Consider the following 13291-nt stretch of genomic DNA (forward strand, 5'->3'; position numbering starts at 1 on the left):
TTCGCAAAGGTTTCGGCAGCCAGTCGGAGGCGGTGCGTCGGCCTGAGATCAGTCAGGGCCAGCTCCTCCTGACGATGAGCCCCGGGGCACGTCATCAGCGTGTGGCGCACTGCCTGCGTACTCAACTGGAGCCCCAGTTGGCGCCCGCTCTCGCCCTCTACACCGCAACCGACCTTGAGGATGCGGTTCTTGGCGTACTGCGAGTACCCGACATGGCCGTGGCCAACGCGAACTTCGAACCAACCGCCGCCGACGCCATGCCCCCACAGGACTGCCACCTGATCATCGAGGTCGTCTCACGCTCCACCCCGGCGAACGACTACGAGGGGAAGCTCCGCGATTACCCCGCCATGGGCATCCCGCACTACCTGATCGTTGACCCCCGCGACGGCACGGCCGTTCATTACTGGGCCCCCACCATGCGCACCGGGGCCCTCGCCTACGACAACCAGCGGCACTACTCCTTCGGCGACACCGTCACCGTGCAGGACTGGAAGATCGACACAGGCGGTCTGCCGCGCTACGACGAAGAGGCGCCTCGGTGATGGGCACAGCCGATCTCGTGCGCAGATGGCGCCACGAACGTGGCCTGTCCCAAGCTCAGTTGGCCGCGCTGATCGGCACTGGCCAAGCAGCGATCTCACGCATCGAGAACGGACGGGACATCCCTACGCTGCCGCTGCTTGAGCGGATCGCGGAGGCGCTGGAGTGCACGGTGACCGTGTCGTTCGAGCGCGTCGGCGGCTGACACGCAGCGCTGCTCCGGCCGACCCTTCACCGGGCGGGCCGGTCCGGCACAATGCACGGGTGGCCCACCCAATCCCGTCGTCCGCCTCCGTTTCAGCACGCATGAGTCGACAAGGCTCGCGTGACACCGCACCCGAACGGGCGGTCCGACGCCTCCTGCACGCCGCCGGCCTGCGCTATCGCCTGAACGTCCCAGTCCCCGGCATGCCACGCCGCACCGTCGATATCGCGTTCAGCAAAGCCAAGATCGCGGTTTTCATGGACGGCTGCTTCTGGCACGGCTGTCCACAGCACGCGACGAAACCGAAAGCCAACGCCGAATGGTGGCGCACCAAGCTCGACAAGAACATGGCCCGCGACCGCGAGACTACCCGCCACCTGGAGCAGGACGGCTGGACCGTGCTGCGGTTCTGGGAGCACGAGGATCCGGCGGACGTGGCCCTGGCCATCTCCGAAGCCCGCAACACACGGCCCGGCACGCCTGAACCCAAGCAACAATGAGGACTTGGGCCCGCTTGTCCACATCGTGCTCTAGCGTCACCATTGATCGCACGAAATTGCAGTTACCGCGAGGCGAGGCAATGACCACGGACTGGCAGTTCGATGTGCCCACCGCAGGGAGCAAGCGCCTCCCGCCCGACGCGCGGTACATGGAGGCGCTCAGCAGCCAGGGGCTTCGAGGTCACGATCGCCGACCTCGTGGACAACTCCATTGACGCCGGCGCCAAGGACGTGGTGATCCACCTCCTGCGGGACGGCGACGAGTTGGCCAACATGGAAGATCCCGACGATGCCACGACGGTCGGTGGACATCGCGTACACGAAAGCCGGGGTCGCCATGCGCCTCGACGGGCGCTTCTGGCACGGGTGTCCGGAGCATGCGACGCAGCCGAAGAGCAACGCGGCGTGGCGGCTGGAGAAGCTTGACAAGAACATGACGCGACAAGGACACCACTCGCGAGAGCATCGCCGACCAAGCAACCGACGCCGCACACCAGAACCACGAATCGCCCCCGATTCAGGCGAAGTTGAAGTACAGGTACCGTCGCACCGCTCCGTCACACCGGAGCAGCCCGCCAGGGATTCCGGGCAGCGAACGCCCCCTCGAGAACCCCCGTCAGGCCACCCCGCCAGTTACACGGGCGGCTCCTGGGACTCCACCTCGACGAGCACCTCGTGCCGCGCGAACGAGACCGTGTGCTCCCCGATGTCGAACGTGACGACCTCCCCCTCAGGACTGTGAACAACCTGGAACGACCAGTGACCGTCCCGAACACCCTCGACGTCGTAACTCACGCGCCCACCGAACACGGGTAAACCTTTCTGCAACAGCGGCAAATTGTCCATTCGTGCCCGCCTTGCCCCGTTCTGGGAACAAGCCGACAGAGCCCCGCCCACAACTCGCAAGCCGCACAGGGGCTTTGAGTGAAGCCACAGTACGGGAGTACTGGCAAGTTCGCGCGACTACAGCCCCACCAGACTCCACGACTAGTATGCTCAAAGGCAAGTGGAAAGGGTGAACGGCGTTGCAGAATGCCCCATTTTGACCGCTTCAACTTAAGAAGACTATCTCAGACCAAGATCAATTAACTGCGCCGAACGGAGACATGATCGAATTGGGAGAGGACTTCAGCGCCTGGTTGGGCCGCTTGCTGACCTCGCGCAACATGAGCCAGAAGCGGCTCGCCGAACTGACCGGTGTCACGGCAGCCGCCGTCAACGGGTGGGTCAACGGCAGGTCGGAGCCTCGGTACGAAAAGATCGCAGCGATCGCCGAGGCCCTGGGCGTGGAGATCGAGGACGCAGTCAACAGGCGCGCGCCGATGTCTCCGGCCCACGAGGCGTCGTGGGCATTCAGGCCGGCCCCGGAGGATGGGGGCCGCGAAGGCGGCAACACCGCAGCCTTCGCGTTCACACCGAGCCTGAACGTGCTGGCGCGTGAGGCGACTCAGAACAGCCTCGACGAGAAGTGCGATGGTGACGAACCCGTTACCGTGCGCTACATATTGCACGAGCTCACGGGCACCACCTTGCAGAACTTCCTGGACGCGGTGCAGTGGGATCGGCTGGAACCTCACTTGAAGGCAGCGTCAGACCCTCGGCAAAAGGTCGGTCGAGTCCTGCTCGACGGGCTGAATGAATTGAAGCGAAGCGGCCGACTCGTGCTGCTCCGCGTGGACGACTACAACGCGTCCGGACTCACTGGCCCTGAGTACGAGGACGGCCGTTTCGCGCGTGTGGTCAGGCGCACCTTGGACAGCGGGAAGGCCGGCTCCGCAGGTGGCTCCTACGGCCTGGGGAAAGCCGCGCTCTGGGCAGCCAGTCGTTTCGGACTGGTGCTCGTCAGCAGCACCCTTTCGGTCCCCGAGGACGGACGCACCGAGCGCCGTGTCACCGGACGCCTGGAGCTTCCCTGGCACCGGATGGCCGGTGTGGACTACGCAGGCCCCGCATGGTTCGGGGTGGAGGCACCAGGGCTTCAACACACCTCCAACTCTTGGTGGAGCGACAAGGATTCGACCGAACGCCTCTATCTGGAACGGGACGACGCACGCCCCGGAACTTCGTTCCTGGTGGTCGGCGCCTACGACGGCTCGGGCGAAGCCGAGGAACTCGACGAGATGCACGAGCGTCTGGTGTCGAGCCTCGCGCGCAACTTCTGGGCCTCAATGGTGGGTGGCGAGTTCGAGAAGCCCAAGCTTCGAGCTTCCGTCAGCGCCTTCCGTAACGGCACAGTCGTGAAGCACGAACAGGTGATCGACCCACATGTCTACGAGCCCACGCGCTCCCGAGCCGTGAAGGCCTTCCTGGACGGCACAACCGTCTCCGAGCTCACCGACCGGTCGCAGGTTCTGGAGACCGTGGTCCCGCTCGGACTCAAGCGCCGGAAGGACGAGTCCAGCTCGATCGATCCTGGGATTCACGAGGCTGTCCTGCTTGTGGCGCTCGCCGATGAGCAGGAAGCGAACCCCGATCAGATCTCTTACATGCGCGCCACCCGCATGGTGGTGAAGCAAAAGCGTGTCGGCGACCTGCCGCTCGGGCACCGCCCGTTCCAGGCAGTACTCCTCGCCGGCACCGCGACACGACGCGAGTCGCCCGACGCCGAAGCGGCCGAGTTCATGTTGCGCACGGCCGAACCGCCGGACCACAACGACTGGGTGAGTACTGAGGACCTCACCGCGACGTACGAGCGAGGTGCGCGCCAGAAGATCATTGACTTCAAGAAGGAAGCGGAACAGCGCGTACGCGAGGTCCTCCGCAGCAACGAACAGGAAGAGCCTCAACGCGAGGGACCAGAAGTACTCAGAGACCTACTACGTTTCGACCGTCCCCGGCTGTCGCGCACTCAGGGCTACCCGACGATCCAGGCCATCGAAGGGGATGTGGACGACGAAGGAGCCTGGCGAGTTGCGGTGACGGTGAAGCTACCCAAACGCGAGGATCCCTGGATCCTGTCCGCTACGCCCATGTTCCTCTCCCGTTCCGCGGGAGCGGTCCCGGTGGAGTGGGAAGACGTCACCCCGGTCGAGGGCTGCTCCCTCACGTCGCAAGGGAATCTGGCCTTCGCAGAAGGGGCGACGCGCGGCAAGTTCCACGGAGTCACCGATCCCGAAAGTCACCCGGTGAACGCGGCGATGTCTCAGATCTCGGTCGACGTGCGGCGCGCGAAGGAGTTCGACGCATGAGAACTGCATTTCCCTATCCCGTACTCAGCAGCGACGTGAACCTCCGTGTGGAAAAAGTCTTCGTGGAGAACAAGCCGGTTCCCATCAGCCGCGTGAACGACCGCAGTCAGATCGTTGCTCTGGATGATCTGGAAACCGGAACGAAGCACTGGGCCGAAATCCGCCTGAACGTGTCCGCAACTGTCGACGCGCGTGAGTTGAAGGGGGGGCCGTGGCTCGGCGTCTCGTGCATGGCGGTTCTCACCAACCGGAAAACGAGAGTCCATCAGGCATTCGAACTGCGCGAGAGCGAACCAGGCACTTGGGTCGGTGAAATCGAGATCCACCGACTGGAGCATGTAGGGCGAAGCCAGATCAACGCTCAGATCGTAGCGGAGTACGGCGGCGTCCCGGGGCGACTCATCGGATTCACCACACTTCCCTGGCAAGTCGACTTCGAGACCCGGCATCCCGCAGAAGAGCGCTCCCTCAAGATGAAGTGGCTCGACTTCGACGACCCCTCCAATGACCACCTCAAAGAATTCAAGGAAAGCCCTTGGATTCTTGATTTCGAGGGAGGAGAGCCGGTCCTGTGCCTCAACTCCTCTTTGGACGGCTTTCGAGGCGTACTCGAAAATGCCGCCACGCAGGAACAGAAACTTGTTCGCGAGGTCCTCTCTTCGCAGATTGCCACGGAGACCTGGATCTCTCTTTTCAACTCCGCCACATACTACTGCGAGGTCATTGAGGGCGAACCGGTATGGCCCGGCGGATGGCAGGAAGACGTTCTGCGGAAAATGCTCCCGGATGTATTCCCTGCTATGGGCGCCGACGAAGCCCTCTCGGCGCTCGTCGAGGCCCGCATAAATGGCGAGGACGGAACGAATATCCAGCGCCTCGTCGCGCACGCAGCAGGAATCCAGTCCCGCAAATCTCGAAAGGTTACGACCACGCTCCGGGACCTGCGTCGTATGGCGAACCAGAAGGGTGACAAGTAGAAATGGCCAAGACGTTCGAATGTCCCGCCAGGATCGGACGAATCACGGACTCCGTGGCGAACAAGGCCGTCACTCGAAATCTGCTCGACGGAGGTCCCCTTCCAATCGAGATGTTGGTGCGCGGATCGACCGTGACGGCAGACGAATCACCCCGATGGGAGGCCGCAGACCTGCGGGGGTTGCTCGAGGAAGCCATGTCGCGTTTCCGTGATGAGAAACCTTCCGCCTCCGATGCCTGGCTCGCTCCCCGCCTGCATTACACACTGCGCCTCACCAGGGCGGAGGCAGTCGACACCGCGTTGTGGAACTTCATCGCACTGCGAGTCGCCCCAGATTTCGTGCGTTGGCGGTGGGGGAAAGAGAAGGACGGCCGACTGGTAGTCAGTCAAGCTGCTCGATTCAGTGGACCCTGGTACAGGCAGAGTTTCTCCCTCCTGTGGTGGGCAGCGGAGATATTCCGTGACGGTGAAGACTACAGACCTGTCGAAATCGCGTGCCGAAATCAGGACGTTCTCAACACAGCCCTTCGCCTCAACATCTGTCGTCACCGGCCCACCGCTCAGGCCATGGTGGAACTTCTCGAGGACGAAACTATTCGCACTGGTCGAGAACTCAATGGGCTGGTGCGGGCGGTCACCACTGCCGACAGCACGTTGATGTACGAGCGATTGGGGCCGGACCAGCCCAGGGACCATTCCATCCTTCAGGAGTGGGTCGAAAGTGGCCACTTGGACAGTGTCTACGACCCGGGACGACTCCCTACAGGACCAATGGATGGATCGGTTCCGTATCGATCTGTCGAAGAACTCGCGAAGCTGTACAAGGAACTTTTCAAGGGCGCGCACGTAAGGGGCAGGAAGAACTGAGCCAAGAGGCTGCAGAAACGTTCCCTGGAAATAATTCCAGCACCTCTATTGATTCAGCGAAGTACTGATCCGAGGAAGACGAAAGAGGGGGATGAAATGCGATTCGTTGACGTATGTTCAGGAGGCGGCGGACTTGCTCTGGGGTTGGAGCAGGCGGGTTTCACTCCGGCACTGTTGGTCGACAACAGCAAGGACGCGTGCAACACCCTTCGCGAGAACCGGCCGGAATGGAAGATCCTCGAGGAAGATTTGATCGATTTCGTTCCTGACGAGCACAAGGAGAGCTACGACGTCGATCTGCTTTCTGCTGGACTTCCTCGCGTAAGCGCAGCAACGGCCGCAAAAAAGGGGGAACTCTACGAAGAGGTAAAGCTGCTGGAAGCCACTGCGCTCTTGGTTCACCCTGTTCGCCCCAAGGCCCTCCTGGTCGAGAACTCACCGGACCTGGTGGAATCACCACGTTTCGAATCCGTAAGAGCCGTATTTCATGAGGAGTTGGACCATCTCGGGTATCGGTACGAGTGGTTCGTCCTCAATGCCGCTGACTTCGGAGTACCCCAGGACCGAAAGCAGGGTGTTCTGGTGGCGCTGAGGAAGGACTACTTCGACAGCTTCCTGCCTCCGGCTCCCACGGTGACATCGCACACATCTCTCGGTGAGGCCCTACTGCCGTCAATGTCGTCCAAGGGGTGGCACGGCGCCGAAGATTGGGCTGCTCAAGCCACAAGCCCCGCGCCCACCCTGATCGGCGGATCCAAGAAACACGGCGGCGCCGACCTGGGACAGACCGGTTCGAAGCGTGCGTGGGCGCGCATGGGGATCTGTGGCCTGTCACTCGGGAACGACGTCCCCGAGCCCAACTTCGACTGGAAGCCCAACGGTGACGGCCTGGCCAAGCTCAGGATCACCGTTGATCAAGCAGCCATCCTGCAGTCCTTCCCGCAGGAGTGGACGATCACAGGGAAGAAGACCGCACGCTTCCGTCAGATTGCTCCGGCATGCCCGCCTCCGGTCGGCAAGGCACTCGGAACTGCCATCGCCGCAGCCCTGAACAGCTGACGAGGCCCCTCGACGGTCCCTTCCTGTCGCAGGTTGGCGGAAGGGGCCGAGCACCTTGCCGCGCCGGCTACACTTCCTCCCCATGACCAGCACTCAGCAACATTCACCCCAACCTGCGGATTTCCACATCGTGGACCTCTTTGCGGGACCTGGTGGCCTCGATGTGGCGGCTGACGTGCTGGGAGTCTCAACCGTTGGCATCGAATTCGACGCCAATGCCTGTGCAACTCGAAAACTGGCGGGGCTGTCGACCGTCCACGGCGACGTTCGCAGTTCGGACCCTATTTACTTCCCTAATGCCAACGTGCTTACCGGCGGCCCTCCCTGCCAGACGTTCACCGTGGCGGGCAATGGTGCGGGGCGGCGCGCGCTCGACGATGTACTGAAATTCGTTCAGCGAGTAGTTGACCGCGACGCTCCGCAGAATATCGATCTAGACCTTTCAGAAATGGAAGATGAACGGACCGGTCTGGTCCTGGAGCCTCTTCGATGGGCTCTGAAAGCCATCGACGATGAACGACTCTCCCCTTACGAAGCAATCATTCTGGAACAGGTACCAGCAGTACTTCCCGTCTGGGTGGAATACGCCAAGGCCCTGCGCAACGAGGGGTACTGGGCAACTACTGGGATACTGCGCACGGAACAGTTCGGAGTCCCTCAAACTCGACGTCGAGCCGTACTCATCGCCAGCCGTAGAGATGGGCTGACCGGGCTCTCCGAAGAAGCCGTCAAGCTCCCCGAAGCCACACACCAGCCGTACCGAAAAGGCGAGGAGCGCTGGCCTCCCGGCTCCAAACCCGAGCCATGGGTCACCATGGGCGATGTCCTGCCGCATCGCCCCAGCCCCTTCAAAGTGGTCTCCAATTACGGCACCGGCGGTGACCCGAAGGCCCGCGGAGAGCGCTACTCCTACCACCCTGCAGCCACGGTCACGGGGAAGATCTCTCGCAACAGGGTTGTGAAGAACGGCATCGATTTGGAGCGCTTCTCAGCCTCTGAGGCAGGTCTGCTTCAGTCATTCCCTGCCGCATATCCTTGGGCGGGCGGGGACATCCCACAGCAGATCGGCAACGCTGTGCCTCCCAAGCTCGCGCTGCATATCCTCAGTACGGCCTTGGGGTTCGGTATGCCCACTGAGGCCACCCTCGAGAAGCTTGCCTCCTGGCAGCCGCCCGCTTGAGAAGCCGGGACCGGAGCCGGATGATGAGTGCTGCGAGGGTGACGGTGCCGAGGTAGCGGGTGGCGACCGCGCGGAAGCCTTTCAGGCGGTTGATGGCACGTTCGACGGTGTTGCTTTTCTTGTAGTGCTCGCTGTCGAATCCGGTGTGCCGGCCGCCGCGGGGTACGGCTATCTGCCGTAACACGGGCTCGAGTTGGGGGCCGTCTGCATAGTGGCCGGGAGTCAGCAGGAGCGCGAGGGGGCGGTATCGTCCGTCGGCGGCGAGATGGATCTTGGTGGTGAAGCCTCCGCGGGAGCGTCCCAGGCATTCGCCGATGCCACCACCTCCTCCAGTCGGACGGTCAGTTTCCGCAGGACCGGATCGGGCTGGTTCGTCCCCGCACGGGCCCCTTTTTGAGGGACCGCGGCCGGCGGGGCCTTCCTCGCGCCGGCGGCATGCTGGTGGGCTCGTACTGAAGTGGAGTCCACCGACACGTCCCAGTCGATCTCACCTTCCGCGTCCTTGGCGGCCTGGATCTGTGACAGCAGCATCTTCCAGGTGCCGTCGGCCGACCAGCGGCGATGACGCTTATAGGCGGTCTCCCAGGGACCGAACCGCTCAGGCAGATCCCTCCACTGCACACCCGTCCGCACTCGGTAGAGCACCCCGTTGATCACCCGTCGGTGATCACTCCACCGGCCTCCACGCGTACCACCCCCAGGCAGGAACGACTCCAGCCGGTCCCACTCCGCGTTCGTTAAATCTCCACGGCCCATGTCTCCAGCCTGTCCCCAACAGCACTGTCAGGTCGGGAGATCCGAGACAGCACCTGGGAAACAGCCGTAGAGCCCGTGAGCACCCCGCCTTGCACCATGCCGGGCTCTACCCCGCACCCCGTGCCGCCCCTAAGGTTCCCGCATGACCAACTACCTCCAGGTCGCTACCGCCACCAGCACCCGGGACGAGGCGGTCCAGCTCGTCGAGGCGGTCGTCAGGGCGCGTCTGGCCGCCGGTGCTCAGGTCATCGGGCCAGTTGTTTCTGCCTTCTGGCATGACGGAGAGTTCGGCACGGGAGAGGAGTACCGCGTCCTGTTCAAGACTCGCGCGGACAAGTATCCGGAGCTGGAGGCGTTCATTCTGGAGCACCATCCATGGGGCTGGCCGGAGTTGAACGCGGTGGAGTTCGTTGAGACGTCCGAGACGTTTCGCGAGTGGACTGACAAAACGCTCGGCTAGACCTCCACCCGCTCCGCGAGTTCGTCCACCTCAGGCACTCCGCGAGATCGGGTTCTTCTCTCAGTACGTGGAACGCTGACCGCGAGCGGGCCGCGGGGCGTCCACGCCCCACGGCCCCGCCGTCCCGCCTGATATGGCACTTACTCGGCGGACCGCGCCTCCCGCGCGAAGTGAAGCTCCTGGAGCTCGAAATCACACCACACCGCCTTGCCCACCGGTGTCAGCCGAGTACCCCATTCCGCGACGAGGGCAGCGATCAGGTGCAGGCCCCGGCCGCACTCGTCGCCGCACTCCGACCGCGTCACCAATGGGATCGCAAGACTCTTGTCATGAACCTCGACACGTAGCCGGCCGCCCCTCACCTCCAAGATCAGGGTGGCGGCCGCACCCTCTCCCACGTGGTGCAGAACGTTCGTCGCGAGTTCTGTCACCACGAGTTGCGCTTCCTCGACGATGTCGTCGATCAACCACCGCTCAAGCTGTCTTGTTGCCTCACGTCGCAGTCGTCGCATCTCCAGCGGCACCGCCTCGAAGGCCAGGACCCGCCGGGCAGAAGGGGCATCGTCGTTCTCGTCGCCGTCGAGCATGGCGGGATCCTCTCTGTGCGGTCGCACCTGCGACCGGTTCATCGTCATCACTCAGCGTGTCGATGGAACTTCCAAAACGGAACTCCCATAAAGAAGGGTGTAGGAGCAGACCGCGGCTCATGCGCCCCCGGCGCACGCCTTGTTGCCCCCACCCACTTCTGACCAGCACGATCTAGGCGATCGACAGAGAGGCTCAGACATGACCGTCGGACCGACGACCCGCCGGCGCCAACTCGGCGCCGAGCTGCGCCGCCTGCGTGAGCGCGGCGGGCTCACCCTCGACGAGGCGGGCGCGCGCGTCGGCTCGTCGAAGGCCACCCTGAGCCGTTACGAAACGAAGGAAGGCAGCGTGAAGTGGCCCGTGGTCGACGCGCTCTGTCGCGAGTACGGAGCGACCGACGAAGAACGCGCTGCCCTGGTCGAGCTCGCCAAGGGCGCAAAGATCCAAGGGTGGTGGCGCTCCCTGGCCGACCCCATCCCCGAGTCCATGAACCTCATGCTCACGCTTGAGGACGAGGCCGTCCGCGAGGATCACTACGCCTCTATGTACATCCCTGGTCTCCTCCAAACCCGCGCCTACTCCGAGGCCGTCCATCGCGCATCCGAGATGCGGTGTCCGGAGCAGGAGGTACAGCACATGGTCGACATTCGCATGAAGCGCCAGGAGCTGTTGCTGCGATCGGACCCTCCGCATCTGTGGGTCGTGATCGACGAAGCCGCGCTGCGTCGGCTCGTCGGAGGGCGCGACGTCATGCGCGAGCAGTTGGGCCACCTCGTGGAATCCGCGGATCGGCCCCAGGTGACCGTACAAGTCCTGCCGTTCGCGAGCGGAGCGCATGCCGCGGCCGTCGGCAGCTTCGTCATCCTGGGAGGCCCCGCCCCCGAGCTCGATGTCGTGTACGTGGACGTTCTGGGCGGAGGGCTCTTCATGGAGAAGCCCAAGGAACTCGAACGCTATAGGTTGGCGTTCCAGTATCTGAGTGCCCAAGCCCTCGGACCTGAGGCCTCGGGGGAGCTCATCCGCCGTATAAGCAGGGAGTGTTGATGTCCGCGCCGCACGCGCCACACTGGTTCAAGTCCTCGTACAGCGGCGGCAGCGGAACCGAGTGTTTGGAGACCGCTCGTACGGTGGACGGAATCCTGGTGCGTGACTCCAAGCGTTCCGACGGGCCGCGGGTCCGGTTGTCCGCGGCGGCTTGGTCACACTTCGTCGCGGCCAATCCGGGTTGGTGCAAGTTCGTAGAAGTCTGATGCGCCTCTACGAGCAAAGGCCGCAAGCTTTCGCAAGGAGACCGGACGACTATCCAGGAGGCATCCATGGCTCTGCACATGCTCGGCAAGGACCCCAACTCCCCGGACGGTAAGTCCGCGACGGTGTACTACGACGACGTGAAGGACAGGTACCTGGTCCAGGGGCTGAAGGTCATCGACGAGGAGCGGCTCGCGCAGTTGGACATGCCCGATCATGAGACCGTCGTCGAGATTCCGAAGTTCATGGTCAGCTTCTTCCCGGAGGTTCGTGGTGGCGGCGGAGCCGACGTTCAGTGATCTCTTCCGCTTGGCCGAGTGGTCTGCCGTGCACTTGGAGATGCGGGACACGTACATGGAGTCCGATCCGAGCTATCAGGCCTGGCGAGCCGGTGAGCGCGACCGGGCCGAGGACAACGACCCGACTCTGCGTACGTGGTTGAAGCTGATGGCCGAGGTGACCGGGCGCGGGGTTCGGGTCCGGCGGGCACGGGTCTGTTCCGTGCCGGAGTCGGACTACGTCCGCTTCGAGCATCACGTCACGGATGCCAACGTGCGGGCCGGCGAGGAGGTCCGGTGGCTGCCACGGCGGCACGCCTCGGATCTCATGCTGCCGGGGAACGACTTCTGGGTGTTCGACGACCGGCTGGTGGTGTTCCTTCACTTCAGCGGCGACGGTGAGCTGTCACCGCAAGGAGATGAGGAGCGTACGACCGACGCCGCCGTGGTCGGCGCATGCTCCGCGGCCTTCGAGTCGGTATGGGATCGGGCGGTACCGCACAGCGAGTACAAGCTGTCCTGACAGGAACAGGGGAGCCTTCGGTGTCGCCGTCGTCGTCCGCCTCCAGCGTTCAGCAAGCGAGGGCGGCCCTCGGCCTGCGTCTGCGGGAAATTCGAAAGGACCACGGGATCACTGCCCGTGCGTTGGCAGCGGCGGCCGGCTGGCACGAGTCGAAGGCGTCGCGGATCGAGAACGGCAGGACGCCACCGTCCGACGAGGACATCCGCACCTACACGCGTCTGTGTCAGGCAGAGGCGCAGACACAGGATCTGATCGCCACTGTCCGTGGGATAGAGGGCATGTATGTCGAGTGGCGGCGGATCGAGCACGCAGGACTCAGGCGCGTGCAGGAATCGGTGCGCCCGCTCTTCGAGCGCACTCGTCGTTTTCGCGTCTATCAGTCGTGGGTGGTGCCCGGGTTGCTACAGACCCCGGACTACACGCGGGAGATGTTGAAGACCGTGGTGGCGCTGCGCGGCGCTTCGGACGACATCGAAAGTGCCGTCGCTTCGAGGATGGTCCGGCAACACGTCCTGCGCTCCGGGCAACGGCGGTTCGCCATGCTGGTCGAGGAGTGGGTGCTGCGCAGCGTCATCGGGGATGCGGGCATCATGGCTGGTCAACTCGGGCATCTGGTCGGTGCCGCGGCTCTGCCGTCAGTGAGCCTCGGTGTCGTTCCGATGGGGACCGCTCGTGGGAATGCTTGGCCTACGGAGTCGTTCACGATGTACGACGACGTGCAGGTGTCGGTCGAGTTGGTCTCCGCGAACCTGACACTGACCCAGCCGCGGGAGATCGCCGAGTACGAGCGCACCTTTGTCGAGCTGTCGAAATTGGCCGTCCACGGCTCCGATGCCCGCAAGTTGATCACGGCTGCTATCGATGCGCTCGGGTGAACTCGGGTGAACGCGTGCAAGAGCGTAGAAGTTCGTTGAGGGTCT

The 13291-nt window shown here is 63.6% G+C and carries 16 protein-coding genes and 2 pseudogenes; 15 read left to right on the top strand and 3 right to left on the bottom strand.

Going from position 1 to position 13291, the window contains the following annotated elements; translation table 11 throughout:
* Positions 1 to 32 precede the first annotated feature (32 nt).
* From ACZ45E_RS16890 to ACZ45E_RS16905, 4 genes and pseudogenes are all read left to right on the top strand, one after another.
* Positions 33 to 545, top strand: a complete 513-nt coding sequence (locus ACZ45E_RS16890) for a Uma2 family endonuclease (RefSeq protein ID WP_468221545.1) — start codon at positions 33 to 35, stop codon at positions 543 to 545.
* Positions 545 to 748, top strand: a complete 204-nt coding sequence (locus tag ACZ45E_RS16895) for a helix-turn-helix transcriptional regulator (protein WP_468221548.1) — start codon at positions 545 to 547, stop codon at positions 746 to 748. Before ACZ45E_RS16890 ends, ACZ45E_RS16895 begins: the two co-directional genes overlap by 1 nt.
* A 101-nt stretch (positions 749 to 849) precedes the next feature.
* Complete coding sequence (locus tag ACZ45E_RS16900; RefSeq protein WP_468221939.1) at positions 850 to 1248, top strand: very short patch repair endonuclease; 399 nt, start codon at positions 850 to 852, stop codon at positions 1246 to 1248.
* Positions 1249 to 1328: 80 nt separating this feature from the next.
* Positions 1329 to 1563, top strand: a pseudogene (locus ACZ45E_RS16905) (ATP-binding protein); the annotation flags it as partial.
* 318 nt (positions 1564 to 1881) lie between these two features.
* On the opposite strand, the gene ACZ45E_RS16910 reads toward ACZ45E_RS16905, so the two are convergent.
* Positions 1882 to 2043: a hypothetical protein gene (locus tag ACZ45E_RS16910; protein ID WP_468221550.1), complete on the bottom strand. Its 162-nt coding sequence runs from the start codon at positions 2041 to 2043 to the stop codon at positions 1882 to 1884.
* Positions 2044 to 2354: 311 nt separating this feature from the next.
* On the opposite strand from ACZ45E_RS16910, the gene ACZ45E_RS16915 reads away from it, so the two are divergent.
* The 5 genes from ACZ45E_RS16915 (at position 2355) to ACZ45E_RS16935 (ending at position 8518) form a co-directional block, all read left to right on the top strand.
* Positions 2355 to 4436 carry a helix-turn-helix domain-containing protein gene (locus ACZ45E_RS16915; RefSeq protein WP_468221553.1) on the top strand — a complete coding sequence of 694 codons (2082 nt, stop codon included), beginning with the start codon at positions 2355 to 2357 and terminating at the stop codon, positions 4434 to 4436.
* A complete protein-coding gene (locus tag ACZ45E_RS16920) occupies positions 4433 to 5413 on the top strand; it encodes a hypothetical protein (RefSeq protein ID WP_468221554.1) in 981 nt (326 codons plus the stop codon). The genes ACZ45E_RS16915 and ACZ45E_RS16920 overlap by 4 nt, the downstream gene beginning before the upstream one ends.
* Positions 5414 to 5415: 2 nt before the next feature.
* On the top strand, positions 5416 to 6279 hold the full coding sequence (locus ACZ45E_RS16925) for a DUF6339 family protein (RefSeq protein ID WP_468221556.1): 864 nt from the start codon (positions 5416 to 5418) through the stop codon (positions 6277 to 6279).
* Positions 6280 to 6375: 96 nt separating this feature from the next.
* A complete protein-coding gene (locus ACZ45E_RS16930) occupies positions 6376 to 7338 on the top strand; it encodes a DNA cytosine methyltransferase (protein WP_468221559.1) in 963 nt (320 codons plus the stop codon).
* Between the two features lie 82 nt (positions 7339 to 7420).
* On the top strand, positions 7421 to 8518 hold the full coding sequence (locus tag ACZ45E_RS16935) for a DNA cytosine methyltransferase (RefSeq protein WP_468221561.1): 1098 nt from the start codon (positions 7421 to 7423) through the stop codon (positions 8516 to 8518).
* Between the two features lie 7 nt (positions 8519 to 8525).
* Here the strand turns inward: ACZ45E_RS16935 and ACZ45E_RS16940 are convergent.
* Positions 8526 to 9274, bottom strand: a pseudogene (locus ACZ45E_RS16940) (IS5 family transposase); the annotation flags it as partial.
* 142 nt (positions 9275 to 9416) lie between these two features.
* On the opposite strand from ACZ45E_RS16940, the gene cutA reads away from it, so the two are divergent.
* Complete coding sequence (gene cutA / locus ACZ45E_RS16945) at positions 9417 to 9734, top strand: divalent-cation tolerance protein CutA (protein ID WP_468221563.1); 318 nt, start codon at positions 9417 to 9419, stop codon at positions 9732 to 9734.
* Between the two features lie 140 nt (positions 9735 to 9874).
* On the opposite strand, the gene ACZ45E_RS16950 is transcribed toward cutA, so the two are convergent.
* Positions 9875 to 10321: an ATP-binding protein gene (locus ACZ45E_RS16950; RefSeq protein WP_468221566.1), complete on the bottom strand. Its 447-nt coding sequence runs from the start codon at positions 10319 to 10321 to the stop codon at positions 9875 to 9877.
* A 199-nt stretch (positions 10322 to 10520) separates the two neighbouring features.
* Here ACZ45E_RS16950 and ACZ45E_RS16955 point away from each other — a divergent pair, with 199 nt between their 5' ends.
* The 5 genes from ACZ45E_RS16955 to ACZ45E_RS16975 all read left to right on the top strand — a co-directional run bounded on the left by ACZ45E_RS16955 (position 10521) and on the right by ACZ45E_RS16975 (position 13246).
* Positions 10521 to 11366, top strand: coding sequence for a helix-turn-helix domain-containing protein (locus ACZ45E_RS16955; protein WP_468221568.1), 846 nt, complete (start codon positions 10521 to 10523; stop codon positions 11364 to 11366).
* Complete coding sequence (locus ACZ45E_RS16960; RefSeq protein WP_468221570.1) at positions 11366 to 11572, top strand: DUF397 domain-containing protein; 207 nt, start codon at positions 11366 to 11368, stop codon at positions 11570 to 11572. The genes ACZ45E_RS16955 and ACZ45E_RS16960 overlap by 1 nt, the downstream gene beginning before the upstream one ends.
* Before the next feature lie 66 nt (positions 11573 to 11638).
* Positions 11639 to 11869, top strand: coding sequence for a hypothetical protein (locus ACZ45E_RS16965; RefSeq protein ID WP_468221572.1), 231 nt, complete (start codon positions 11639 to 11641; stop codon positions 11867 to 11869).
* On the top strand, positions 11844 to 12371 hold the full coding sequence (locus ACZ45E_RS16970) for a DUF6879 family protein (protein ID WP_468221575.1): 528 nt from the start codon (positions 11844 to 11846) through the stop codon (positions 12369 to 12371). Before ACZ45E_RS16965 ends, ACZ45E_RS16970 begins: the two co-directional genes overlap by 26 nt.
* A gap of 20 nt (positions 12372 to 12391) precedes the next feature.
* A complete protein-coding gene (locus ACZ45E_RS16975) occupies positions 12392 to 13246 on the top strand; it encodes a helix-turn-helix domain-containing protein (RefSeq protein ID WP_468221577.1) in 855 nt (284 codons plus the stop codon).
* Positions 13247 to 13291 lie beyond the last annotated feature (45 nt).

The organism is Streptomyces sp. NPDC030991 (assembly GCF_055571235.1).